The organism is Pseudomonas sp. NPDC089396, from assembly GCF_044749545.1.
In the GTDB taxonomy this organism is placed as follows: domain Bacteria; phylum Pseudomonadota; class Gammaproteobacteria; order Pseudomonadales; family Pseudomonadaceae; genus Aquipseudomonas.
Genome location: NZ_JBIVIC010000006.1, coordinates 320,744 through 345,590, shown reverse-complemented (window position 1 = coordinate 345,590; position 24,847 = coordinate 320,744). Strand labels below are relative to the sequence as shown.

Here is a 24,847-nt window from a genome sequence, read left to right as displayed (position 1 = left end):
ACGATGAGCACTGACGGTGCCAAGAATGGAAGCCGCTGGCTACCGCGCCTGATGGGCGTGCTGCTGTTGCTGATGGGCCTGGCCCTGCTGGCGGGCGGAATCAAGCTGAGCCAGGTCGGCGGGTCGCTTTACTACCTGATCGCAGGCATCGGCTTTGCCCTGTCGGGCATCCTGCTGCTGGCCCAGCGCCGCATCGCCCTCGGTCTGTATGGCCTGGTACTGCTGGGCAGTACCGTATGGGCATTTCTGGAAGTGGGCCTGGACTGGTGGCAACTGGTGCCGCGCCTGGCTATCTGGTTCGCCATCGGCGTGGTGCTGCTGCTGCCGTGGGCACGTCGCCCGTTGACCGGCCCGGCCAACACGGCCAACACGGCGCTGCTCAGCGTGGCGGTACTGGCCTCCGGCGCTTGCGCGCTGGGCAGTCAGTTCACCCACCCAGGCGAAGTCTTCGGTGAGCTCGGCCGCGACAACAGTGAAATGGGCAGCGCCGCGCCGGCCATGCCTGACGGCGACTGGCAGGCCTATGGCCGCACCGAGCATGGCGACCGTTATTCGCCCCTGCGCCAGATCACCCCGCAAAATGCCTACCGCCTCGAAGAGGCCTGGCGTATTCGCACCGGCGACCTGCCGAACGACAACGACCCGGTCGAACTGACCAACGAGAACACGCCGCTGAAAGCCAACGGCATGCTCTATGCTTGCACCGCCCACAGCAAGGTGCTGGCGCTGGACCCGGATACCGGTGCCGAGATCTGGCGCTTCGACCCGCAGATCAAGACCCCCGTAGGCACCTTCAAAGGCTTTGCCCACATGACCTGCCGCGGGGTCTCGTACTATGACGAGAATGCCTACGTCAGCCGTGATGGCAGCCCGGCACCGAAAGTCTCCGACGCCGGTCAAGTGGTGGCCCAGGCATGCCCGCGCCGCCTTTACCTGCCAACCGCCGACGCCCGCCTGATCGCCATCAATGCCGACAACGGCAAGGTCTGCGAAGGCTTCGCCAACCAGGGCGCAATCGACCTGACCACGGGCATCGGCCCGTTCACCGCCGGCGGCTACTACGCCACCTCGCCGGTGGCGGTCACCCGCAGCCTGGTGATCATCGGTGGCCACGTCACCGACAACGAGTCGACCAACGAACCGTCCGGCGTGATCCGCGCCTACGACGTGCACGATGGCCGCCTGGTGTGGAACTGGGACAGCAACAACCCGGACGACACCAAGCCACTGGCCCCAGGCAAGACCTACAGCCGCAACTCGGCCAACATGTGGTCGCTGGCCAGCGTCGATGAAGACCTCGGCATGGTCTACCTGCCACTGGGCAACCAGACCCCCGACCAGTATGGCGCTGACCGTACCCCAGGTGCCGAGAAGTACAGCGCTGGCGTGGTCGCACTCGACCTGGCCACCGGCAAGGCGCGCTGGAACTACCAGTTCACCCACCACGACCTGTGGGACATGGACGTCGGCAGCCAGCCAACCCTGGTGCACCTGAAGACCAAGGACGACATCAAGCCGGCGATCATCGTACCGACCAAGCAGGGCAGCCTGTACGTGCTCGACCGCCGCGACGGCACGCCGATCGTACCGATTCGCGAGATCCCGGTACCACAGGGCGCCGTCAAAGGTGACCACACCGCGCCGACCCAGGCCCGTTCCGACCTCAACCTGCTCGGCCCGGAACTGACCGAACAGGCCATGTGGGGCGCCACCCCGTTCGACCAGATGCTGTGCCGTATCCAGTTCCGCGAGCTGCGCTATGAAGGCCAGTACACGCCGCCGTCCGAACAAGGTTCGCTGGTCTACCCAGGCAACGTCGGCGTGTTCAACTGGGGCAGCGTCTCGGTCGACCCGGTGCGTCAGTTGCTGTTCACCTCGCCCAACTACATGGCCTTCGTGTCGAAAATGGTGCCACGCGAGCAGGTTGCCGCCGGCAGCAAGCGCGAAAGCGAGACCAGTGGCGTACAGCCGAACACCGGTGCACCTTACGCGGTGACCATGCACCCGTTCATGTCGCCCCTGGGCGTACCGTGCCAGGCGCCAGCATGGGGCTACGTGGCGGCTATCGACCTGTTCACCAACAAGGTCGTGTGGAAGCGCAAGAACGGTACCACCCGTGACAGCACCCCGGTGCCGATCGGCCTGCCGGTGGGCGTGCCAAGCATGGGCGGCTCGATCGTCACCGCCGGTGGCGTCGGGTTCCTCAGCGGCACCCTCGACCAGTACCTGCGCGCCTATGACGTGAACAATGGCAAGGAGCTGTGGAAGTCGCGCCTGCCAGCGGGTGGCCAGGCCACGCCGATGACCTACACCGGCAAGGACGGCAAGCAGTATGTGCTGATCGTCGCGGGTGGCCACGGCTCGCTGGGTACCCGGATGGGCGATTACATCATCGCTTACAAATTGGCTGAGTAATCTTCGGCGGCGGCGGTGACCTTACCGCCGCTATCGCCGGCAAGCCGGCTCCCACTGGTATTCCACAGGCCTTGAAAGCAGTGGGGTACCTGTGGGAAACGGCTTGCCGGCGATTGAAGCCGATACAGGCTCCCCAAGATGAAACCCCTCCCTGCTCCCTTCGTCTACCATTGAAACCCATCCCCCCGCGCCCCATCTAAGCACCATAGTCATTCACGCAGGTGCCCCATGAGCGACCAGCAGGATTTCCCGCAACCACCCGACGCACACAGCGAAGCCGAACACCTCGATACCCAGGCCGAACCCGGCCACGCCCTCGCCCTGCCCGGCCAGCAGCTGCCGGACAAGGTCTACGTGATTCCGATCCACAATCGCCCGTTCTTCCCGGCCCAGGTGCTGCCGGTGATCGTCAACGAAGAACCGTGGGCCGAAACCCTCGACCTGGTGGCCAAGACCCCGCACCATTCGCTGGCGCTGTTCTTCATGGACACCCCACCGGAAGACCACCGCCACTTCGACACCTCGGCCCTGCCGCAGTACGGCACCCTGGTCAAGGTTCACCACGCCAGCCGCGAGAATGGCAAGCTGCAGTTCGTCGCCCAGGGCCTGACCCGGGTGCGCATCCGCACCTGGCTCAAACACCATCGCCCGCCGTACCTGGTCGAGGTCGAGTACCCGCACCAGCCGGCCGAGCCGACCGACGAGGTCAAGGCCTATGGCATGGCCCTGATCAATGCGATCAAGGAGCTGCTGCCGCTCAACCCGCTGTACAGCGAAGAGCTGAAGAACTACCTCAACCGCTTCAGCCCCAACGACCCGTCGCCGCTTACCGACTTCGCCGCGGCGCTCACCTCGGCGACCGGTAACCAGCTGCAGGAAGTGCTCGATTGCGTACCCATGCTCAAGCGCATGGAGAAAGTCCTGCCGATGCTGCGCAAGGAAGTCGAGGTCGCACGCCTGCAGAACGAGATCTCCGCCGAGGTCAATCGGCAGATCGGCGAGCACCAGCGTGAGTTCTTCCTCAAGGAGCAGCTCAAGGTCATCCAGCAGGAGCTGGGCCTGACCAAGGACGACCGCAGCGCCGACCTCGAACAGTTCGAGCAGCGCCTGCAGGGCAAGACCCTGCCGGACCAGGCCAAGAAACGTATCGACGAAGAGATGGGCAAACTGGCCATCCTCGAAACCGGCTCGCCCGAATATGCCGTCACCCGCAACTACCTGGATTGGGCCACCGCCCTGCCTTGGGGCGTGTACGGCAAGGACAAGCTCGACCTCAAGCATGCCCGCAAGGTGCTCGACCAGCACCATGCCGGCCTCGACGACATCAAGGAACGCATCCTCGAATTCCTCGCCGTGGGCGCCTGGAAGGGTGAGATCAGCGGCTCCATCGTCCTGTTGGTAGGCCCGCCCGGGGTGGGCAAGACCAGCATCGGCAAGTCCATCGCCGAATCCCTCGGCCGGCCGTTCTACCGCTTCAGTGTCGGCGGCATGCGCGACGAGGCGGAGATCAAAGGCCACCGCCGCACCTATATCGGAGCTCAGCCCGGCAAGCTGGTGCAGGCATTGAAAGATGTCGAGGTGATGAACCCGGTGATCATGCTCGATGAAATCGACAAGATGGGCCAGAGCTACCAGGGCGACCCGGCGTCGGCGCTGCTGGAAACCCTCGACCCCGAGCAGAACGTCGACTTCCTCGACCACTACCTGGACCTGCGCCTGGACCTGTCCAAGGTCCTGTTCGTGTGCACCGCCAACACCCTGGACTCGATCCCCGGTCCACTGCTTGACCGGATGGAAGTGATCCGCCTGTCGGGCTACATCACCGAAGAAAAGTTGGCCATCGCCAAGCGCCACCTGTGGCCCAAGCAACTGGACAAGGCCGGTGTGGCCAAGACCAGCCTGAGCATCAGCGACAGCGCCCTGCGCACGGTGATCGAGGGCTATGCCCGCGAGGCCGGCGTGCGGCAACTGGAAAAGCAGCTGGGCAAGCTGGTGCGCAAGGCTGTGGTCAAGCTGCTGGAAAACCCGGATGCCAAGCTCAAGATCGGCAACAAGGATCTCGAATCCGCCTTGGGCATGCCGGTGTTCCGCAGTGAGCAAGTGCTGGCCGGCAAGGGTGTCATCACGGGCCTGGCCTGGACCAGCATGGGCGGCGCCACCCTGCCGATCGAAGCGACGCGCATCCACACCCTGAACCGTGGCTTCAAGCTCACCGGCAAGCTCGGTGACGTGATGAAGGAGTCCGCCGAGATCGCCTACAGCTACGTCAGCTCCAACCTCCAGCAGTTTGGCGGTGACCCAAGCTTCTTCAATGAAGCCTTCATTCACCTGCACGTACCCGAAGGTGCCACGCCCAAGGACGGCCCAAGTGCCGGTATCACCATGGCCAGTGCCCTGTTGTCGCTGGCCCGCGACCAGCCGCCGAAAAAAGGCGTGGCGATGACCGGCGAACTGACGCTCACCGGCCAGGTGCTGCCGATTGGTGGCGTGCGCGAGAAGGTGATTGCGGCGCGACGGCAGAAGATTTTCGAGCTGATTCTGCCCGAGCCTAACCGCGGTGATTTCGAGGAGCTACCCGACTATCTGCGTGAAGGGCTGACCGTACACTTCGCCAAACGCTTTGCCGACGTGGCGAAAGTGCTGTTCTGATCTGCACAGGGCCCCATCGCCGGCAAGCCGGCTCCCACAGGGGTTGGAGAGATCCCTGTGGAAGCCGGCTTGCCGGCGATGGGGCCTCAAGAGTCAGCACAAATTCTCATCTGCTTCGGGTATCCTCAGGCCATCGCCAGCCTCCGGAGCCACCATGACTGCCCCTCGTCTGCTCGTTCCCCTGAGCCTCGCCCTGCTCACCGCCTGCGCCCAACAGCCCAGGCAAACCGTCGAACTGGACGCCGAAAGCGAATGCCCCCAACGCCTGCAAGTCGGCCAGGCCCTGACCCTGACGCTGCCCAGCAATCCCACTACCGGCTACCGCTGGTTGGTGCAGAACCCGGCTTCGAATGTACTGCGCAGCCTCGGCCCCGAGGTTTACAGCGCCCCCGAAGACGCCGGAATCGTTGGCAGCGCGGGCATTTCCAGCTGGCGCTTCGAGGCCCGCGCTGCAGGTGAAGGTCATCTGGTATTGGTCTATCAGCAGCCATGGGCCCCGGAAGTGCGACCGGTGCAGACCTTCGATTGCGCCGTACGGGTTAACTGATCGCACAGCGCTGGTCAGCCAACCATGCATCCTTGTCGCGGTTTGGCTAGAATGCCGGCCCTGCCTATTGTCAGCCGCCTGGATTCACCGTGAGCAAACAACCCGACCGCCTTTTCGCCCAGCCTCTGGAGCAAGTCCCCGACTTCGTGTTCAACGAAGATGTGGTGCGCGTGTTCCCGGACATGATCAAGCGCTCGGTACCCGGTTACCCGACCATCGTCGAGAACCTCGGCGTGCTCGCGGGGCGCTTCGCCCAGCCGAACACCGCGCTGTACGACCTTGGTGCGTCGCTGGGCGCCGTCACCCAATCGCTGCGCCGCCATGTGCGCGTCGAGGGCTGCCGGGTCATCGCCGTGGACAACTCGGCGGCCATGGTCGAGCGTTGCCGCCAGTACCTCACCGCGCAAGATTCGATGTTCCAGGAACTGCTACCGGTGCAAGTACTGGACGCCGACATCCTGACCCTGCCCTTCGAGCCCGCTTCGGTGGTGGCGATGAACTTCACCCTGCAGTTCATCGCTCCCGAACAGCGCCTGGCACTGCTCGGCCGCATCCGGCAGGCCTTGCTGCCTGGCGGCGCGCTGATCCTCTCGGAAAAACTGCGTTTCGCCGACGATGAGGAACAGACACTGCTCAATGAACTGCACCTGGACTTCAAACGCGCCAACGGCTACAGCGAACTGGAAATCGCCCAGAAACGCAGTGCCATCGAGAACGTGATGAAGCCCGATACCCTGCAGGCCCATACCGAGCGGTTGCGCGCGGCGGGCTTCAGCAAGGTGGTGACGTGGTTCCAATGCCTTAACTTTGCCTCGTTGATAGCCCTGCCATGATCGATCTGTCTCCCCTCGTCCGCCGCCTGGCGGGCACGCCACTGGCTTCCTGGTCGCAAGGCCTGCAAGCACAACTGGACACCAAGCTGGAAAAGGGCCACGGCGACCTGGACCGTTGGCGCGGTGCGCTCGACGCCTTGCCGGCCCTGCAACCCAGCCAGATCGACCTGGTCGATGGCCTGCGCCTGGACTGCGACTGCGACGACGCCACCCGCGCCCGCATGCGCGATGCGCTGATGGGCCTGTCGCCTTGGCGCAAAGGGCCATTCGACCTGTTCGGGGTGCATGTGGACACCGAATGGCGTTCGGACTGGAAATGGTCGCGGGTCAGTCCGCACCTCGACCTCAAAGGCAAGCGCGTACTCGATGTGGGCTGTGGCAACGGCTATTACCAGTGGCGCATGCTCGGTGCCGGTGCCGACATGGTCATCGGCGTCGATCCCAACTGGTTGTTCTTCTGCCAGTTCCAGGCCGTTCAGCAGTACCTGCCCGAGCTGCCCGTGTGGCACCTGCCGTTCGCCCTGGAAGACCTGCCTGCCAATCTCGAGGGCTTCGACACGGTGTTCTCCATGGGCGTGTTCTACCACCGCCGCTCGCCCATCGAACACTTGCTCGCACTCAAGGACTGCCTGGTCAAAGGCGGCGAACTGGTGCTGGAGACGTTGGTCATCGAGGGTGACGCGCAACAGGTGCTGGTACCTGAAGACCGCTACGCGCAGATGCGCAACGTCTGGTACCTCCCCTCGGTGCCAGCGCTGGAGCGCTGGCTGCGGCGCGCAGGTTTCAGCGACGTACGCTGCGTGGATGTCAGTGTGACCAGCGTCGAGGAGCAGCGCAGCACCGAATGGATGCGCTACCAGTCACTCGGCGACTTCCTCGACCCGAACGACCACAGCAAGACCATCGAGGGCCTGCCGGCCCCCCGCCGCGCGACCCTGGTGGCGCGCAAATAAAAAAGGCGCCGATCACGGCGCCCGAATCACACCTGTGCCGAGGAGCTGTTTCGGCGCAGGTGCTGTTGCCTCAATCCTTCGCCACCTTCTGCGCGTTTTCCTGCGCCTTGCGCTCACGCGCCACAACCGCCTGCTGCTTGTCGCCATGCAGGCGTTGCTGGTCCTGGCGGAAGGCTTCCCAAAATTGCCTGGAGCGCTCCGCGCCACCTTCGGCATAAACGCTGGCACTGCCCAGGGTGAGGGTTGCCAGCAGCAAATATTTGGTCAGGTTCATCGTGCTTGCCTCGTGATAACCGATCAGACAGGGCCATCCTAGCGAGGGGCAGCTAACGCCAAGGTGAGAGGGGGATTACAGTCTTGCAATGTGGCCCGATTACGCGTTTGTCTGCACCGGCCTTATCGCGGGCAAGCCGGCTCCCGCAGTTACCCCACACACCCCTGTGGGAGCCGGCTTGCCCGCGATAAGGCCGGTGCAGACAGCCAGATAACACCAGGATTACAAATCCGTTATCTACCCCGCTTGGCCTTACGCATGCCGTAACATCCTGCCCGTTGACCCTGAAGCCCCTACAGGGTCGAGAATCGCTCCCTTTTCCCCATTTTGAGCCTCTCATGCGCCTATTGATCATCGAGGACGAACTGCGTACCGCCGACTACCTGCAGCAGGGCCTGCGCGAGAATGGCTACGTGGTCGACTGCGCCCACACCGGCACCGACGGCCTGCACCTGGCACGCCAGCAGCCTTATGACCTGATCATTCTCGACGTCAACTTGCCCGAACTCGATGGCTGGGGCGTGCTGCAGCGCCTGCGCGCCGAGTCGGCCACACGCATCATGATGCTGACCGCCCACGGCCGCTTGGCCGACCGAGTCAAGGGCCTGGACCTGGGCGCCGATGACTATCTGCTCAAGCCGTTCGAGTTTCCCGAGCTGCTGGCACGCATTCGCAGCCTGCTGCGCCGCAACGACCAACACATGCAACCCAGTACCCTGCGTGTCGCCGACCTGGAACTGGACCCCGGCCGCCACCGCGCCTACCGGGGCGGACAACGCATCGACCTGACCGCCAAGGAGTTCGCCCTGCTGCACCTGCTGATGCGCCAGAGCGGCGAGGTACTGTCGCGCACGCAGATCATCTCGCTGGTGTGGGACATGAACTTCGACTGCGACACCAACGTGGTCGAGGTCTCGATCCGCCGCTTGCGCGCCAAGATCGATGACCCGTTCGAGGACAAACTCATCCACACACTGCGCGGCGTGGGCTACGTCCTGGAGGCGCGAGGATGAGACAAGCCAGCCTGTCGCTGCGCCTTGGCCTGGGCGTGACCCTGATGGGCGCTGCGCTGGTACTGTTGCTGGGCTGCCTGGCCGTGTTCGCCCTCAAGCATGAACTCGACAGCCGCGCGCGCAAGGACCTGACGCGCAAGATGCTGCAGGTCGAGCACAACCTGCGGGTCGACCTGCGCAGTGAAGACCTGGGCAACCGTGCCCACCCGCTGCTCGACCTGGTGATGGGACACGATAACCTGAGCCTGAGCGTGCTGACCCTGGATGGCCGCCACCCGCATATGCTCATCCTGGGCCCTGCCTTGGAGTCACAGGTGGGCGCGCTGTACACCGACGCCCGACTGCGCTTCCATGAATGGCGCGACAGCACCGGCCAACAGCTGCTCACGGTGACCCGGCAAATGCGCCTGCGCGACGACACCCCAGTGCGCGTGATGATGTCGCTCAACCGCGCTGACGACAACGACCTGCTGCAAGCGTACCTGCACTCGACCCTGCTGGCCCTGCCGCTGCTGTTGCTGCTGATCGGTGCCGGTGCCTGGTGGTTGGTGCAGCGCGGCTTGAAACCGCTGCGTCATTTTCGACGCATCGCTGGCAAGGTGTCCGCCCAGGACCTGCAGCACCGCCTGCCCGATCATGGCTTGCCTGTGGAGTTGGCCGAGCTGGCGACGGGCATCAACGTGATGCTCGACCGACTGGACCACGGGGTTCGCCAGTTATCGCAATTTTCCGATGACCTGGCCCACGAACTGCGCACGCCCTTGAGCAACCTGATGGGCAAGGCCCAGGTGACCCTGGCCCGCGAACGGGACAGTGAGAACTACCGCGAAGTGCTGGCCGACAGCATCGATGAACTGACCCGCCTGAACCGCATCATCAACGACATGCTGTTTCTCGCCCAGGTCAGCCAGCCCCAGGCGCAGCTGGCGCTCAAGCCGCTGTCCCTGACTGACGAGACGCAGCAGGTGCTGGAGCTGTTTGCCTACAGCGCCGAACACAAGGCGTTGACGCTACAGCTCAAAGGCTGGGGCACGGCCCTGGCTGATCGGCTGATGTTCCAGCGGGCGCTGTCGAACCTGTTGAGCAATGCGATTCGCCACAGCCCGGAGGGTCACGAGGTGAACCTGGGCATCGAGCGCCGTGGCGACGAAGTCTGGCTTTGGGTGGCGAATGAGGGGCCGGGGATCCTTGATGAGCATCTGCCGCAGCTGTTCGAGCGGTTCTATCGGGCAGGGTCGGGGCGTTCGCGGCTGGAAGGTGGAACGGGGCTGGGGTTGGCGATCGTGAAATCAATCATGCAACTGCTTGGAGGGCGGGTTGAGGTGAGCAGCAGTTGCGCAGGGCCTACTCGTTTTTCCCTGGTGTTCAGAGCCGAATAGGTAGTTGCCTGGACTGGCCCTATCGCCGGCAAGCCGGCTCCCACAGGGATCTGCACAGTTCTCGGGTGTTGTGCAGTACCTGTGGGAGCTGGCTTGCCAGCGATGGGGCCACAGCAGATCAGCGCGAAGCCGCGACGATCAGCGCCTTCATTTCCGCCACCGCCGCCTTGAAGCCGACGAACAGCGCATGGGCTACCAGCGCATGGCCAATGTTCAGTTCATTGATGCCCTTGATCGCCGCTACCGCTTCGACGTTGTGGTAATGCAGGCCGTGGCCGGCATTGACGATCAGCCCCTGGCCAACCCCAAACGCCACGCCATCGACGATACGCTTGAGCTCTTCGGCCACCTCAGTGGGGGTTTGGGCATCGGCATAGCGACCGGTATGCAGCTCGATGGCCGGTGCTCCGACACGGCGCGAGGCTTCGATCTGCCGCTCGTCCGCATCGATGAACAACGACACTTCGGCACCTGTACGCGAGAGGCGCTCCACCGCCGCTTTGATCCGTGCCTCCTGGCCGGCCACATCCAGGCCACCCTCGGTGGTCAACTCCTGACGGGTCTCTGGCACCAGGCAGATATGCGCCGGGCGGATCTTCTCGGCGAAGACCATCATCTCTTCGGTCACGCCCATTTCGAAGTTCATGCGCGTCTGCAGCACGTCCTTGAGCACCAGCACGTCGCGCTCCTGGATGTGCCGGCGGTCTTCACGCAGGTGCACGGTGATGCCGTCGGCACCGGCTTCTTCGGCGTCCAGCGCGGCTTTGACCGGGTCGGGATAGCGAGTGCCGCGGGCTTGGCGCAGGGTCGCCACGTGGTCGATGTTGACGCCGAGAAGCATGCGGTTGCTGTGAGTCACGAAAGGCTCTCCTGAGGATTTAGCCCCACAGCATACGACGTGCTCAGCGCTTGCGAAACAGTTCCCGGCTGACCAGTGGCTTTGACCCCAGGTGCACCGCCAATGCCTGGCGCATCAGGCGCTTGGCTGCGAGCAAAGCGCCGGGTGCCTGCCAGTCGACTTGGGCCAGGGCTATCAGCTCGGCGCCTTTGAACAGGCCAGGTTGCACCAGGTACACCCGCTCAAGGCCGGCATCGACCCGCAAACGATAGAGGCCATCGGCCGCGATAGGGTCGTCATTGATGTCGTGGCTGAGCGAGAAGGCATAACCGAGGTCGTCCAGCAGGCGCCATTCGAAGGCGCGCAGCAGCGGCTCCAGCGGCCGCCCCGCCGCCAGCGCCTGCAAGGTCAGGGCGTAGTGCTCGAACAGCTCGGGCTGGGGCGCCTCGGCAGGCAGCAGGCGCATCAGCAGCTCATTGAGGTACAAACCACTGAACAGGGCATCGCCGTGCAGCCAGGCGGCGATGCCGACGCTGTCCAGCCGACCGACATTCTTCAGCTCACCGCGCCCGCGCAGTTCCACTTCCAGCGGCACGAACGGCCTTACCAGGCTGCCGCCCTTGCCCCGCGCCCGCCGCAACACCGCGCGCATGCGCCCCTGCGGCGTGAAGAAGTCCACCAGCGCGCTGGTTTCCTTGTAGGCACGGCTATGCAGCACGTAGGCCGGCTGGCCGACAGGTTGTTCCATGAAAATGGCCTGAAAGCAAAGGCCCGGAACAATCCGGGCCATTGGGGAGGTTACAGGTCGCCGTAGCCCAGCGACCGCAGCGCGCGCTCGTCATCGGACCAGCCGCCCTTGACCTTGACCCACAGGTTGAGCATGACCTTGGCGTCGAACAGTACTTCCATGTCCTTGCGCGCGTCGGAGCCGATACGCTTGATACGCTCGCCCTTGTCGCCAATGATGATCTTCTTCTGGCCGTCACGCTCGACCAGGATCAGGGCATGGATGTGCAGCACGTGGCCTTGCTGCTTGAACTCTTCGATTTCTACGGTGATCTGGTAGGGAAGCTCCGCACCGAGCTGGCGCATGATCTTTTCGCGTACCAGTTCGGCGGCCAGGAAGCGGCTGCTGCGGTCGGTGATCTGGTCTTCCGGGAAGAAATGGTCGTTTTCCGGCAGGTGCTTGGCGATCAGCGCTTCCAGCGATTCGAGGTTGTGCCCCTGCTGGGCCGAGATCGGCACGATCTCGGCATTTGGCAGTTGCTCCTGCAGCCACTGCAGGTGCGGGATCAGCTCGGCCTTCTCGTCCATGCGGTCGGTCTTGTTCACCGCCAGGATCACCGGGCCGGTCACGTACTGGATGCGCTCGAGCACCAGCTGGTCCTCGTCGGTCCAACGGGTGCGGTCGACCACGAAGATCACCACATCGACGTCCTTCAGGGCCGCCGAGGCATTACGGTTCATGTAGCGGTTCAAGGCCTTGTCGTTGGCCTTGTGCATGCCGGGGGTGTCGACGTAGATCGCCTGCACGTCACCCTCGGTCTTGATGCCGAGCATGTTGTGGCGGGTGGTCTGTGGCTTGCGCGAGGTGATCGCCAGCTTCTGGCCGAGGATGTGGTTGAGCAGGGTCGATTTGCCCACGTTGGGGCGGCCGACAATGGCCACATAGCCACAGCGAGTCGGGTTGTTCTCAGTCATTGCCATTCTCCACGCCCAGGGCGATCAATGCGGCGGCGGCAGCGACTTGCTCGGCGATACGCCGGCTAACGCCCTGGCCACGGCTCTTGTTGTTCAGCAGCACCACTTCGCATTCGACGAAGAAGGTACGGCAGTGCGGTTCGCCCTGGATGTCCACCACCTCGTAACGTGGCAGATCGCAGCTACGCGACTGCAGAAACTCCTGCAGGCGGGTTTTCGGGTCCTTGTTGGTGTCGACCAGCGTCAGGCTGTCGAACTCGTCGGTCAGCCAGGCCAGGATGCGCTCGCGCACGGTCTGCATGTCGGCGTCCAGATAGATGGCACCGATCAATGCTTCCAGGGCGTCGGCCAGGATCGATTCGCGGCGGAAACCGCCACTCTTGAGCTCACCCGAACCCAGGCGCAGGTATTCGCCCAGGTCGAAGCCGCGGGCCAGACGAGCCAGGGTCTCACCTTTGACCAGGCGAGCACGCAGGCGCGACAGCTGGCCTTCGCGGGCCTGCGGAAAGCGCTCGAACAGCGCCTCGGCGGCAACGAAGTTGAGGATGGAGTCACCGAGAAACTCCAGGCGCTCGTTGTTGCGCCCGGCATAACTGCGGTGGGTCAGGGCCAGCAGCATCTGGTCCTGATTCTTGAAGGTGTAGCCGAGCTTGCGCTCGAGACGGGCAAGGGAAGCACTCATGCAGCCACCCGTGGGTTATTCAACGCGTTGTTCAAATCAACATCCTGAAAGACTGTTGGGCTGTGGTCCGTCGCGGTGAGCGGCGAATCTCTCGGTCCTTGAGAACACAGCCTATGTCAGAAATGCATTCGGCGCTGTCTACAGGACAGCGCCGATGGGTATCAATGGATCAGACCAACCCGCGACAGGTTGGGCAGGTGGCTGAGCTTTGGCTCTGGCCAGCTCATCCACACCGCGAAAGCCTTGCCGACGATGTTCCGGTCGGGAACCATGCCGTGCAGTTCCTTGGGAATGTTCGGGTCATCCCAGTAACGGCTGTCGTTGGAGTTGTCGCGGTTGTCGCCCATCATGAAGTAGTGGCCGGCCGGCACGGTCCATTGCTGGTCCGGCGGCATGCGATAACGGGTCATTTCCTTGCGGATCAAGTGCTCGGCGGCGCCAAGCTTTTCCTTGTACAGCTGGGCACTGCCCAGGGTGCCTGGCTCGGTGCCGACCAGTTGTTCGGCAATCGGCTGGTCATTGACGAACAGTCGCTTGTCGCTGGTGTAACGCACCTTGTCGCCCGGCAGACCGACTACACGCTTGATGTAGTTGACGTTCGGGTCGCTCGGGTAGCGGAACACCATCACATCGCCGCGCTGCGGGTCACCAACCTCGATGACCTTCTTGTCGATCACCGGCAGGCGAATGCCATAGGAGAACTTGTTCACCAGGATGAAGTCGCCCACTTCCAGGGTCGGCTTCATCGACCCCGACGGAATCTGGAACGGTTCGACCAGGAACGAGCGCAACACCAGCACGATGAACAGCACCGGGAAGAACGACTTGCCGTACTCCACCAGCAGCGGTTCCTTGCTCAGGCGCTCGACCACGGCCATTTCTGGCGGGTTGACGCGCCCCTGGTAGTTGGCGACCGCCGCCCGCCGGCGCGGGGCCAGGAACAGCAGGTCGATCAAGCCCAACAGGCCGCAGACGGCTACGGCGATGACTAGCAACAGCGGGAAATTTAGCGACATAGGACCTAGCTATCCAACCTGAGCACGGCGAGGAAGGCTTCTTGTGGAATTTCCACGTTGCCGACCTGTTTCATGCGTTTCTTACCGGCCTTCTGCTTCTCCAGCAGCTTTTTCTTACGGCTGACGTCACCACCGTAGCACTTGGCCAGTACGTTCTTTCTGAGCGCCTTGACCGTGGTCCGCGCGATGATCTGGCCGCCAATGGCTGCCTGGATCGCCACATCGAACATCTGCCGAGGGATCAGTTCCTTCATCTTTTCGGTCAATGCACGGCCTTTGTAGGCCGCGTTGTCGCGGTGAACGATCAATGCCAGGGCATCGACCTTGTCGCCGTTGATCAGTACATCCAGCTTGACCAGGTTGGCCGACTGGTAGCGATCGAAATGATAGTCCAGCGAAGCATAGCCGCGGCTGGTCGACTTCAAACGGTCGAAGAAGTCCAGCACCACTTCGTTCATCGGCATGTCGTAACGCACCTGCACCTGGCTGCCGAGGAACTGCATGTCGCGCTGCACGCCACGCTTCTCGATGCACAGGGTGATGACGTTGCCCAGGTGCTCTTGTGGCACCAGGATGGTCGCGGTGACGATCGGCTCGCGGAAGTCTGTCACCGACGATACGTCCGGCAGCTTCGACGGGTTGTCGACGATGATGGTTTCGCCGGTCTTGAGCTCGAGCTCGTAGATCACGCTTGGTGCAGTGGTGATCAGGTCCAGGTCGTACTCGCGCTCCAGGCGCTCCTGGATGATTTCCATGTGCAGCATGCCGAGGAAGCCGCAACGGAAGCCGAAGCCCAGGGCATCGGAGCTTTCCGGCATGTACTGCAGCGACGAGTCGTTCAGGGTCAGCTTCTGCAGGGCATCGCGGAAGTCCTCGAAGTCGTCGGAGCTGACCGGGAACAGGCCGGCGTAGACCTGCGGCTGGATCTTCTTGAAGCCCGGCAGCACTTCCACCTCAGGGGTGGTGGACAGGGTCAGGGTGTCACCCACAGGTGCACCGTGGATGTCCTTGATGCTGCCGATGATGAAGCCTACTTCACCGGCTTTCAGGTCAGCCGTCTGGGTGTGCTTGGGCGTGAATACACCGACGCTGTCGACCAGGTGCGTCTTGCCGGTGGACTTGACCAGGATCTTGTCGCCCTTCTTGACGCGGCCTTGGCGCACACGCACCAACGAAACCACGCCCAGGTAGTTGTCGAACCAGGAGTCGATGATCAGCGCCTGCAACGGCGCGTCGATGTCGCCTTCCGGCGCGGGGATGGTCTGCACCAGGCGCTCGAGCACTTCGTCGACGCCCATGCCGCTCTTGGCGCTGCAGGCCACGGCGTCGGTGGCGTCGATGCCGATGATCTTCTCGATCTCGTCCTTGACGCGATCCGGGTCGGCCTGCGGCAGGTCCATCTTGTTCAGTACCGGCATGACCTCAAGGCCCTGCTCGATGGCGGTGTAGCAGTTGGCCACGGACTGGGCTTCTACGCCCTGGCCGGCGTCCACGACCAGCAGAGCACCTTCACAGGCCGCCAGCGAACGCGAGACTTCGTAGGTGAAGTCGACGTGGCCGGGGGTGTCGATGAAGTTGAGCTGGTAGACCTTGCCGTCCTGCGCCTTGTAGTTCAGCGTGACGCTGTGGGCCTTGATGGTGATCCCGCGTTCGCGCTCCAGGTCCATGGAATCAAGGACCTGGGCTTCCATTTCGCGTGCCGACAGGCCACCGCACATCTGGATGAAACGGTCGGCCAGCGTCGACTTGCCATGGTCGATGTGGGCGATGATGGAGAAATTGCGGATATGACTCAAATCACTCACGGGTCAACACTCGAAAAGGCTGCGAGCCGGAACGCCCGCCGAAAAATAGCCGGGAATTGTACCTCAAGCCGCAGGGATATGGGAGATTCCTCTGTCGCACAGTGCACCCGCTTTCCCGCAGGGAATTGTGAAATCTCATGAAAAAGGGCAGCCGAAGCTGCCCTTTCCTTCTTCAAAGCCAGCTTATTCCGCCAGCTTGAAGGTGATGAAGCTCGCCCGTCCCTGACGCAGCACGCGCATGGACACCGAACGGTTCTTCGGCAAGTCCTTGGCAATTTCGGTGAACTGCTTGGCCGAAGTGATCGCCTGGTTGTTCAGGTGGCTGATGACGTCACCCGGACGCAGGCCGATCATCGCTGCCGGGCCATCCTGAACTTCCTTGATGACCACGCCGCCCTTGAGCTCCAGCGTTTTCTTCTGCTCGGCTGTCAGGTCCGACACGGCGACACCCAGGCGGTTGCTGCTGCGTTCAGCGCCGCCTTCGGTGCTGCCGACACCAATATCGGCATCGTCATCAGGCATCGCGCCAACGGTGACATCCAGATTCTGGCGCTTGCCATTGCGGATGATCTCGAGCTTGGCCTTGTCGCCATCCTTCAGGGTGCCGACCAGATGAGGCAGGTCAGCCGACATGACGATCGGCTGGCCGTTCATGCTCAGGATGACATCGCCCACCTGCAGGCCGCTCTTGGCCGCCGGACCGTCTTCCAGGACCTGGGCCACCAGGGCACCGGCCGGCTTGTCCAGGCCGAAGGATTCAGCCAGGTCCTTGTTGACCTCCTGAATCACCACGCCCAACCAGCCGCGGCTGACCTTGCCGTCTTTCTTCAACTGGTTGGACACATCGATCGCCACGTCGATCGGAATGGCGAAGGACAGGCCCATGAAACCGCCCGAACGCGTGAAGATCTGTGAGTTGATCCCCACCACTTCGCCGTTCATGTTGAACAGCGGGCCGCCGGAGTTGCCAGGGTTGATGGCCACGTCGGTCTGGATGAACGGCACATAGGTGTCATTGGGCAGCGTGCGGCCCTTGGCACTGACGATGCCTTTGGTCACCGAGTGGTCGAAGCCGAACGGCGAGCCAATGGCCAGCACCCACTCACCCACCTTGAGCTTCTCGGAATCACCCAGCTTGACCGTCGGCAGATTCTTGCCCTCCACCTTGAGCAAGGCCACGTCGGTGCGCGGGTCGGTACCGACCAGTTTGGCCTGCAGCTCGCTGCGGTCCGAAAGGCGGACGATGATCTCGTCGGCGTCGGCGACCACGTGATTGTTGGTCAGCACGTAACCATCGCTGGAAATGATGAAGCCCGACCCCAGCGACTGCGCCTCACGCTGGCGATCACCGCGCGGCGAACGCGGCTGCTGCGGCATGTTGCGCTCGAAGAACTCGCGGAACATCGGCGGCAGGCCTTCGAGGTCCGGCATCTGCCCCGAGGCGATGCGGCGATCTGGCAGCTTCTGCTTGGTACTGATGTTGACCACCGCCGGCGAGGCCTGCTCGACCAACGTGGTGAAGTCCGGCAGGGCTTCGGCCTGGGCGCTGAGCACCTGGCCGAGCATCAGCACGGCGGCGAACATCGATAGGTAGGTTTTCAAGCGTGGTATTGACATACGGCTCCCGTCACAACGAGCGTAGTTAGCGTAAGGCCCCCTGCAGAAGCAGGAAAGGCCAGACTCCAAGAAGCCTGACCTATAGAAAATTTACCGATGGATTGCAAATGACAATGCTTTAATTTCATTTCAGCAGCATGTCCGCAAGCGTTGGCATGGACCGAAAAAAAGCGCGCCATCACTGGCGCGCCTGGGCATCCTGGGGGCGCATCGACAGCGCAATGCGTTCTGCGGTACCCAATGGAATTTCCCCGACCACGGTGACCATCACCTTGCCCTTGGGCGTGTTCAGTCGACGCGAAACCGCCACGGTTGGGCCCAGTTGAGTGCGCACATCGGCGCCGGAGTCGTCTTTGATGGGCTCCAGGAACACCGAAAAACGTGCCAGGCCATCGTCGTACATCAGGCTGCTGATGGTGCTGTCACGCGCAGGGTCACGGCGAACGGAGCTGTTGATCAGCTCGAAACCATCTGGCAGCCAATCCGAACGCCAACCGGCGACAGCCTCGGCCTTGGTACTCGCCACATGCTCTACCGGCTTGCACGCCGCACTGGGGCGCAAGTCCTGGTCGGTGGGCAGGTCATCGGTATCCAGCCGGGTCATCTGGAAGCGTTCGAGCAACTGGCCTTTGTCATTGAGCATCAATGAACGCAGCGGCAGCCCGGTCTGGCGATCGAGGTGCAATTCGAATGCGTAGCGGTGCTGATCACGTGGGGTAAGGGTGACGATCACGGCATCGCGCCCGGCGACACGCGCCCGGCCTGCCAGGCGAAGGTCATACCAGCTCATCAGCTTGAGAGGATCGAGCACGCGTGCGGCACCGTCAGGTGGCGTGCCTACGCCACTGACCAAAGCACCACTGATGCACTGTACCTTGCCATCCACGCGCACGATTTCCTGGGCGGCACCATCGAGCTGCAGCAGCCGCTCGCTGACTTTGCCGTCCTGGACCCGATGCCAGATATCGTGGGAAGAGAAGCTACCGTTGCGTTCGTAGACGAAAGAACCCTGGTAACTCTGTTTTTGCTCGGCCAGTGCCAGCTTGTTCAACCACTCACTCGCCTCGGGCGAGGAATTGGCCGCCAACGCTGGCACCATCACGCAGCTGCCTATCAGCAGCGACAGGAGAGGTAGCGCGCGCATGATCCTCCTTACTTAGCGGTTTTCCAGGCTGGCGGCGCGGGCATAAGGCAATGCGGTTTCAGTGCCTTTGAGCGCGGATTCCTGGGCATGCTGGCGCAGGTAACCTGGCAGACGCTGATCCCAGCCGGCCTGGTTCTGCAGCACGCCGTTGGCCATTGGCCCGGTTGGTTGCTCACTGCTCTCACTATAGCCTGCCAAAACGGCCGGACCCTGAGTTTGTGGCATGCTCAGGCCTTGTTGCGCAGGCTGCTGGGAAGCCAGCTCGGCACCGGTGATCTCGTCCTGGTTGTACATGCGCACACCCGCCAGCACCGCGACGGTCACCGAGGCTGCAACGGCCAGGCGGCCAATGCTGCGCCACGGGCCTTGCTTGACCTTGGCTGGCACGGCTTCGTCGGCCAGCGCGGCAGACACCGCCGAGGCGATATCCAGCTTGGGCAGCAGCAGTTCCTTGTGCATGGCTGCGCGGGCAACCTGGTAACGCGACCAGGTGGCACGGGTTTCGGCGTCGTCGACGGCGTTCAGCACGCGACGCAGTTCCAGTTCGTCCGCTTCGTTATCCATTACCGCGGACAGCGATTCCTGCAAAGCTTCACGACTCATGGCGGTTCCTCTCTTGGCTGTCGCCGCTGTCTCAGGTGTCCTGCAACAACGGCTGCAGGGCTTTATCTATGGCCTCCCGAGCGCGGAAAATTCGAGAGCGCACGGTACCCACCGGACATTGCATGACGCTCGCAATGTCTTCGTAACTCAATCCGTCGAATTCACGCAGGGTCAGGGCCGTGCGCAAATCTTCCGGCAGTTGCTGGATGGTGCGATGGACAGTGCCTTCGATTTCATCCCGCAACAACGAGCGCTCTGGGGACTCGAGATCCTTGAGACCATGATCGCCGTCGTAAAACTCCGCATCCTCGGAGCTCACATCGCTGTCTGGTGGCCGTCTTCCACGGGACACCAGGTAGTTCTTCGCCGTGTTGATGGCGATGCGGTACAGCCAGGTATAAAACGCACTGTCTCCGCGAAAATTGCCAAGCGCACGGTAGGCCTTGATAAAGGCTTCCTGCGCCACATCCTGGGCCTCGTGGGTATCGTGAACGAAACGCACGATCAACCCGAGAATCTTGTGCTGATACTTCAGCACCAACAGATCGAACGCTCGCCTGTCACCACGCTGTACGCGCTCTACAAGCTGCTGATCCTCTTCCTGGGTTAGCATGAACACTCCTCAGTGAACTCGAAGGAGCGTTGCAACAGCCATCGTTCAGGCTTGCAACCATAGACTCGGGCTTTGCGCAAAAGTTCTCCCCTCCAAGCAAGTTTCCTGCGGCCCTTGGTCGGCTCGCACGGAAGACGCGGCGCGGTCACGGCCTGCTGCGTCGATAATCAGGTTTCGAATACGCAGGTGTCAGCCCGAATAGAGCTGCCGCCCTGCGTCGCCGCGGCAAATTGTGGCGTGCGGGCAGCCTTCATAGGATTTCCTGCCGTGCCGGAAAGTTCCCGCGAAGATCGCCGCTACGTCACATGTGGCATGGAAATTGGCTACCGCAGGCTGCTATAAAGACAGCCCGGCCTGCATTCACGATAGTTTCACATTGCCATCTGCACGTGACTATTGTGCCGCGCCCCTTTCAAAGATTACTAGTGTCCTGACATGAGCCAACAATTCCAACATGATGTCCTGGTGATCGGCAGCGGCGCCGCCGGTCTCAGCTTGGCACTGAACCTTCCCAGCCACCTGCGCATTGCCGTGCTGAGCAAGGGTGACCTGGCCAACGGCTCGACCTTCTGGGCCCAAGGCGGGGTCGCCGCGGTGCTGGACGATACCGATACCGTGCAATCCCATGTCGAGGACACCCTCAATGCGGGCGGCGGCCTGTGCAATGAAGACGCGGTGCGCTTCACCGTCGAGCACAGCCGCGAAGCCATCGAATGGCTGATCGAACAGGGCGTGCCTTTCACGCGCGACGAACACCACGGTGTCGACGATGGCGGTTTCGAGTTTCACCTGACGCGCGAGGGCGGTCATAGTCATCGGCGCATCATCCATGCCGCCGATGCCACGGGTGCGGCTATCTTCACTACCTTGCTGGCCCAGGCGCGGCAGCGGCCGAACATCGAGCTGCTCGAACAGCGCGTGGCCGTCGACCTGATCACCGAACGGCGTCTGGGTTTGCCCGGCGAACGCTGCCTGGGCGCCTACGTGCTGAACCGCAACAGCGGCGAAGTGGACACCTTCGGGGCACGCTTCACCGTGCTGGCCACCGGTGGCGCGGCCAAGGTCTACCTCTACACCAGCAATCCCGACGGCGCTTGTGGCGACGGTATCGCCATGGCCTGGCGGGCGGGCTGCCGGGTGGCGAACCTGGAGTTCAACCAGTTCCACCCGACCTGCCTGTATCACCCGCAGGCCAAGAGCTTCCTGATCACCGAAGCACTGCGCGGCGAAGGCGCCCTGTTGCGCCTGCCCAACGGCGAACGCTTCATGCCACGTTTCGACCCGCGCGAGGAGCTGGCCCCACGGGATATCGTGGCCCGTGCCATCGACCACGAGATGAAACGCCTGGGCGTGGATTGCGTGTACCTGGACATCACCCACAAGCCGGCCGACTTCATCAAGAGCCACTTCCCTACCGTTTACGAGCGTTGCCTGACGTTCGGCATCGACATCACCCGCCAACCGATCCCGGTGGTACCGGCGGCTCACTACACCTGTGGCGGGGTTGTTGTCGACGACCGCGGTCACACCGATGTGCCTGGCCTGTACGCCATCGGCGAGACCAGTTTCACCGGCCTGCACGGGGCCAACCGCATGGCCAGCAATTCGTTGCTCGAATGCTTCGTCTATGGCCGCGCCGCTGCGGCGGACATCCGCGCGCACCTGGAGCAGATCAACATGCCCAGCGCCCTGCCCTGCTGGGATGCCAGCCAGGTCACCGACTCCGACGAGGACGTGATCATTGCCCACAACTGGGATGAACTGCGGCGCTTCATGTGGGACTACGTGGGCATCGTGCGCACCAGCAAGCGCCTGCAGCGCGCCGAGCACCGCGTTCGCCTGCTGCTCGATGAGATCGATGAGTTCTACAGCAACTACAAGGTCAGCCGCGACCTGATCGAGCTGCGCAACCTGGCCCAGGTGGCGGAGCTGATGATTCGCTCGGCGATGCAGCGCAAGGAAAGCCGGGGGCTGCACTACACCCTGGATTACCCAGGGATGTTGCCCGAGGCCAAGGACACCATCCTTAGCCCGGTCTGAAATCAGTGGCGCCCCCATCGCCGGCAAGCCGGCTCCCACAGGGTTCTGCGGCGCTGCAGGCATTGTGGGAGCCGGCTTGCCGGCGATGAGGCCAACTCGGTGCCCGATCATCGCACCGGTGCTTCAGCCCACCTGCGACGACTGAATTTCAGCCTTACCCGCAGCCGCCGATGCTGATCAGCCCCCAGGGCATCCCGGGCAATACATTGGCTTTCGCCAAACCAGCACCCCGGCCGCACAAACCGCAACACCACCAACCCCGGCAACGCCACACTGTCCCGACACAACCGCACCGGCTGCCAACCGCGCGCACGGCTGAACACCCGCCAGCCAAGCGCATCGCGGCGCAAACCGGTCACGGCACGCGGATCAGTCAACAGAATGCGTCGGGGAATGGCCCAGCAAGCGTGGGCAATACAAGCTGCCAGAACGGCAAGACAGAACCACCAGGGCAGCGCACTCGACCACAAGGCCAGCTGCGCCGGCGCCTGGCAGATCAGATAGGCCGTCAGCAGCAGGCGCGAACCCTGCCAACGGCACTCGAAACGCTCACTTGGGCTGGACACGGTCCAGGATGATGCGAACCATGCGCTGCAGCTCCGGGTCTTCGGACTCGGTACGCTCCATGAACCAGCCGAACATGTCCTGATCCTCGCAGCTCAACAGGCGAACGTAGAGTTCGCGGTCGGCTTCGCTCAGGGTCGGATAGACTTCCTGGGTGAATGGCACCAGCAGCACGTCCAGTTCCAGCATGCCACGGCGGCTGTGCCAGAAAAGCCGGTTGAGTTCAGTTTGTTCGACCATGGGGCCCTCCTCGAATGGTCGGGCAGTATACCGCGCGAAGCCGCGAGCGACACCGGGCGTTGGTCTAGTCACCTACCTATTTTGTTACCGGCGTTCTATGATGGCCGCCAGACTTTAGCCACCGCGATGACCCATGGCCGATTCCGCTTTCTTCAGCCCCCTGTCCCACGAGGGCATCCTCGCCGTCCGCGGCTCCGACGCCGGCAAGTTCCTGCAGGGCCAGCTGACCTGCAACATCAACTACCTCAGCCCCGAGCATTCCAGCCTTGGCGCCCGTTGCATGGTCAAGGGCCGCATGCAGTCGAGCTTCCGCATTCTCCCCGAAGGCAACGGCTACTTGCTGGCCATGGCCAGCGAACTGCTCGAGGCGCAACTGGCCGACCTGAAGAAATACGCCGTGTTCTCCAAAGCCACGCTCAGCGACGAAAGCGCTGCCTGGGTACGCTTCGGCGTGCAGCATGGCGATGCGGCGCTGCAGGCCCTGGGACTGGACGTGCCGACTGGCGCGGGCGCCACCGTGCGTCATGAAGGCCTGATCGCGGTTGCCGTCTCGCAGGGTCGCATCGAACTGTGGGTGCCGGCGGACAACGCCGCGAACGTGCGCGAAAGACTTGCCGCTGTCTTGCCTGAGGGCACCCTCAACGACTGGTTGCTGGGGCAGATCCGTGCCGGTATCGGCCAGGTCATGGGCCCGACCCGCGAGTTGTTCATCCCGCAGATGATCAACCTGCAGGCGGTCGACGGCGTGAGTTTCAAGAAAGGCTGCTACACCGGCCAGGAAATCGTCGCCCGCATGCAGTACCTGGGCAAGCTCAAGCGCCGTCAGTACCGTCTGGCGCTCGACCAGCAAGACATTCCGTCACCGGGCGCTGAAATCTTCTCGCCCACCCATGGCTCTTCGGTCGGCGAGGTTGTCATCGCCGCCAGCACGGGCCAGGGCTGCGAGCTGCTTGCGGTACTGAGCGCCGATGCAGTGGAAGACGACAACCTGCACCTGGGCAGCCTGCAAGGCCCACGCCTGCAGCTGTTGAGCCTGCCTTACGAACTGGATCGCGACCGGGAAATCCAGCGCTGACCAGCACGCCACCCCTGCGGTAGAGACGTTCATGAACAAGCTGGCCGAGACGGTTCAAGCACAGTTGCTCGCTGCCATCGACAACGACGACCTGGTCCTGCCGACCCTTCCGGAAGTTGCCTTGAGTATCCGCGAGGCAGCGGAAGACACGGAAATCAGCGTTGCCGCCCTGAGCAAAGTGATAGGCCGCGACGCTGCCCTCTCGGCACGCCTGATCAAAGTGGTCAACAGTCCGCTGCTGCGTGCGGCGGTCGAGGTCACCGACCTGCACACCGCCATCACCCGCCTGGGTATCAACTACAGCTGCAACCTGGCCATCGGCTTGGTGATCGAGCAGATCTTCCACGCCCGATCGCCAGCAGTGGAGCAGAAGCTCCGTGATATCTGGGCCAACAGTCTCGAAGTGGCGGGTATCAGCTATGAACTGTGTCGGCGTCATACCCAGCTCAAACCCGACCAGGCCACCCTGGGCGGGCTGGTCAATCAGATCGGCGCGCTGCCGGTACTGATCTATGCCGAGGAGCATAACGAGCTGCTTTCCGACCCGGTCTGCCTGCACTACGTGATCGAGCAGATCCAGCCGGTACTGGGCGACAAGATCCTGTCTTCCTGGGAGTTTCCCGAGCAGCTGGTGAACCTGCCGAGCCAGATACAGGACCTGGATCGCTGCACGGCCAAGGTCGACTACATCGACGTGGTACAGATTGCCCGCTGCCTCAGCCAACGCGGGCGCAACCGGCCGCTGGGGACGCTGCCGGCCTATCGGCACCTGGGGTTGCCGCCTGGCACCGAGCTGGACATTGGAGAGCTGCTGGAAGCGCGCAGCATGCTGCGCTGAATATCTGC

Annotated in this window: 23 protein-coding genes; 10 read left to right on the top strand and 13 right to left on the bottom strand. The window is 63.0% G+C overall.

The features are described 5' to 3' along the window. The first annotated feature begins 3 nt into the window (after positions 1 to 3). From ACIPZB_RS14035 to cmoB, 5 genes are all read left to right on the top strand, one after another. Positions 4 to 2,415 carry a glucose/quinate/shikimate family membrane-bound PQQ-dependent dehydrogenase gene (locus ACIPZB_RS14035; protein WP_400640799.1) on the top strand — a complete coding sequence of 804 codons (2,412 nt, stop codon included), beginning with the start codon at positions 4 to 6 and terminating at the stop codon, positions 2,413 to 2,415. A 228-nt stretch (positions 2,416 to 2,643) separates the two neighbouring features. Next, the gene (gene lon / locus ACIPZB_RS14030; RefSeq protein ID WP_400640797.1) at positions 2,644 to 5,064 is read left to right on the top strand and encodes an endopeptidase La; all 2,421 of its coding nucleotides are present in this window, start codon (positions 2,644 to 2,646) and stop codon (positions 5,062 to 5,064) included. Between the two features lie 154 nt (positions 5,065 to 5,218). Further along, a complete protein-coding gene (locus ACIPZB_RS14025; RefSeq protein WP_008094967.1) occupies positions 5,219 to 5,611 on the top strand; it encodes a protease inhibitor I42 family protein in 393 nt (130 codons plus the stop codon). Positions 5,612 to 5,700: 89 nt separating this feature from the next. Beyond that, positions 5,701 to 6,444 (top strand): carboxy-S-adenosyl-L-methionine synthase CmoA, encoded by a 744-nt coding sequence (gene cmoA / locus ACIPZB_RS14020; RefSeq protein ID WP_400640796.1) that lies wholly within the window; start codon positions 5,701 to 5,703, stop codon positions 6,442 to 6,444. Continuing rightward, positions 6,441 to 7,397 (top strand): tRNA 5-methoxyuridine(34)/uridine 5-oxyacetic acid(34) synthase CmoB, encoded by a 957-nt coding sequence (cmoB, locus tag ACIPZB_RS14015; RefSeq protein WP_400640795.1) that lies wholly within the window; start codon positions 6,441 to 6,443, stop codon positions 7,395 to 7,397. Before cmoA ends, cmoB begins: the two co-directional genes overlap by 4 nt. Before the next feature lie 70 nt (positions 7,398 to 7,467). On the opposite strand, the gene ACIPZB_RS14010 is transcribed toward cmoB, so the two are convergent. Continuing rightward, positions 7,468 to 7,671 carry a hypothetical protein gene (locus tag ACIPZB_RS14010; RefSeq protein WP_400640793.1) on the bottom strand — a complete coding sequence of 68 codons (204 nt, stop codon included), beginning with the start codon at positions 7,669 to 7,671 and terminating at the stop codon, positions 7,468 to 7,470. 338 nt (positions 7,672 to 8,009) lie between these two features. Here ACIPZB_RS14010 and ACIPZB_RS14005 point away from each other — a divergent pair, with 338 nt between their 5' ends. Together ACIPZB_RS14005 and ACIPZB_RS14000 are read left to right on the top strand one after the other, a co-directional pair. Beyond that, positions 8,010 to 8,684, top strand: a complete 675-nt coding sequence (locus tag ACIPZB_RS14005; RefSeq protein ID WP_400640791.1) for a heavy metal response regulator transcription factor — start codon at positions 8,010 to 8,012, stop codon at positions 8,682 to 8,684. Then, positions 8,681 to 10,063: a heavy metal sensor histidine kinase gene (locus ACIPZB_RS14000; RefSeq protein WP_400640789.1), complete on the top strand. Its 1,383-nt coding sequence runs from the start codon at positions 8,681 to 8,683 to the stop codon at positions 10,061 to 10,063. The genes ACIPZB_RS14005 and ACIPZB_RS14000 overlap by 4 nt, the downstream gene beginning before the upstream one ends. Positions 10,064 to 10,181: 118 nt before the next feature. On the opposite strand, the gene pdxJ is transcribed toward ACIPZB_RS14000, so the two are convergent. The 10 genes from pdxJ to rpoE all read right to left on the bottom strand — a co-directional run bounded on the left by pdxJ (position 10,182) and on the right by rpoE (position 20,082). Continuing rightward, positions 10,182 to 10,904 (bottom strand): pyridoxine 5'-phosphate synthase, encoded by a 723-nt coding sequence (gene pdxJ / locus ACIPZB_RS13995; RefSeq protein ID WP_400640948.1) that lies wholly within the window; start codon positions 10,902 to 10,904, stop codon positions 10,182 to 10,184. 61 nt (positions 10,905 to 10,965) lie between these two features. After that, the gene (gene recO / locus ACIPZB_RS13990) at positions 10,966 to 11,649 is read right to left on the bottom strand and encodes a DNA repair protein RecO (RefSeq protein ID WP_400640787.1); all 684 of its coding nucleotides are present in this window, start codon (positions 11,647 to 11,649) and stop codon (positions 10,966 to 10,968) included. A 50-nt stretch (positions 11,650 to 11,699) separates the two neighbouring features. Beyond that, complete coding sequence (gene era / locus ACIPZB_RS13985; RefSeq protein WP_008094982.1) at positions 11,700 to 12,602, bottom strand: GTPase Era; 903 nt, start codon at positions 12,600 to 12,602, stop codon at positions 11,700 to 11,702. Beyond that, positions 12,595 to 13,284: a ribonuclease III gene (gene rnc / locus ACIPZB_RS13980; RefSeq protein ID WP_008094984.1), complete on the bottom strand. Its 690-nt coding sequence runs from the start codon at positions 13,282 to 13,284 to the stop codon at positions 12,595 to 12,597. The genes era and rnc overlap by 8 nt, the downstream gene beginning before the upstream one ends. A 161-nt stretch (positions 13,285 to 13,445) precedes the next feature. Then, positions 13,446 to 14,300, bottom strand: coding sequence for a signal peptidase I (gene lepB, locus ACIPZB_RS13975; RefSeq protein ID WP_400640785.1), 855 nt, complete (start codon positions 14,298 to 14,300; stop codon positions 13,446 to 13,448). A gap of 5 nt (positions 14,301 to 14,305) precedes the next feature. Next, complete coding sequence (gene lepA, locus ACIPZB_RS13970) at positions 14,306 to 16,105, bottom strand: translation elongation factor 4 (protein ID WP_400640782.1); 1,800 nt, start codon at positions 16,103 to 16,105, stop codon at positions 14,306 to 14,308. Positions 16,106 to 16,288: 183 nt separating this feature from the next. Continuing rightward, positions 16,289 to 17,689 (bottom strand): DegQ family serine endoprotease, encoded by a 1,401-nt coding sequence (locus tag ACIPZB_RS13965; protein WP_400640946.1) that lies wholly within the window; start codon positions 17,687 to 17,689, stop codon positions 16,289 to 16,291. A gap of 211 nt (positions 17,690 to 17,900) precedes the next feature. Then, positions 17,901 to 18,866: a MucB/RseB C-terminal domain-containing protein gene (locus tag ACIPZB_RS13960; RefSeq protein WP_400640780.1), complete on the bottom strand. Its 966-nt coding sequence runs from the start codon at positions 18,864 to 18,866 to the stop codon at positions 17,901 to 17,903. Between the two features lie 12 nt (positions 18,867 to 18,878). Beyond that, positions 18,879 to 19,469 (bottom strand): sigma-E factor negative regulatory protein, encoded by a 591-nt coding sequence (locus ACIPZB_RS13955; protein WP_008094989.1) that lies wholly within the window; start codon positions 19,467 to 19,469, stop codon positions 18,879 to 18,881. Positions 19,470 to 19,500: 31 nt separating this feature from the next. Beyond that, entirely contained in the window at positions 19,501 to 20,082 is a 582-nt protein-coding gene (gene rpoE / locus ACIPZB_RS13950) for an RNA polymerase sigma factor RpoE (protein ID WP_008094990.1), read from the bottom strand. Positions 20,083 to 20,517: 435 nt separating this feature from the next. Between rpoE and nadB the strand changes: the two genes are divergently transcribed. Beyond that, positions 20,518 to 22,122, top strand: a complete 1,605-nt coding sequence (gene nadB / locus ACIPZB_RS13945) for an L-aspartate oxidase (protein ID WP_400640777.1) — start codon at positions 20,518 to 20,520, stop codon at positions 22,120 to 22,122. A 107-nt stretch (positions 22,123 to 22,229) separates the two neighbouring features. Here nadB and ACIPZB_RS13940 read toward each other — a convergent pair whose 3' ends face one another. Further along, complete coding sequence (locus tag ACIPZB_RS13940; protein ID WP_081502540.1) at positions 22,230 to 22,688, bottom strand: protein YgfX; 459 nt, start codon at positions 22,686 to 22,688, stop codon at positions 22,230 to 22,232. Then, a complete protein-coding gene (locus ACIPZB_RS13935; RefSeq protein ID WP_008094993.1) occupies positions 22,672 to 22,926 on the bottom strand; it encodes a succinate dehydrogenase assembly factor 2 in 255 nt (84 codons plus the stop codon). The genes ACIPZB_RS13940 and ACIPZB_RS13935 overlap by 17 nt, the downstream gene beginning before the upstream one ends. A gap of 133 nt (positions 22,927 to 23,059) precedes the next feature. Between ACIPZB_RS13935 and ACIPZB_RS13930 the strand changes: the two genes are divergently transcribed. Together ACIPZB_RS13930 and ACIPZB_RS13925 are read left to right on the top strand one after the other, a co-directional pair. After that, complete coding sequence (locus ACIPZB_RS13930) at positions 23,060 to 24,001, top strand: YgfZ/GcvT domain-containing protein (RefSeq protein WP_400640775.1); 942 nt, start codon at positions 23,060 to 23,062, stop codon at positions 23,999 to 24,001. A gap of 31 nt (positions 24,002 to 24,032) precedes the next feature. Then, positions 24,033 to 24,839 (top strand): HDOD domain-containing protein, encoded by an 807-nt coding sequence (locus tag ACIPZB_RS13925; RefSeq protein ID WP_400640773.1) that lies wholly within the window; start codon positions 24,033 to 24,035, stop codon positions 24,837 to 24,839. The last annotated feature ends 8 nt before the right edge of the window (positions 24,840 to 24,847 follow it).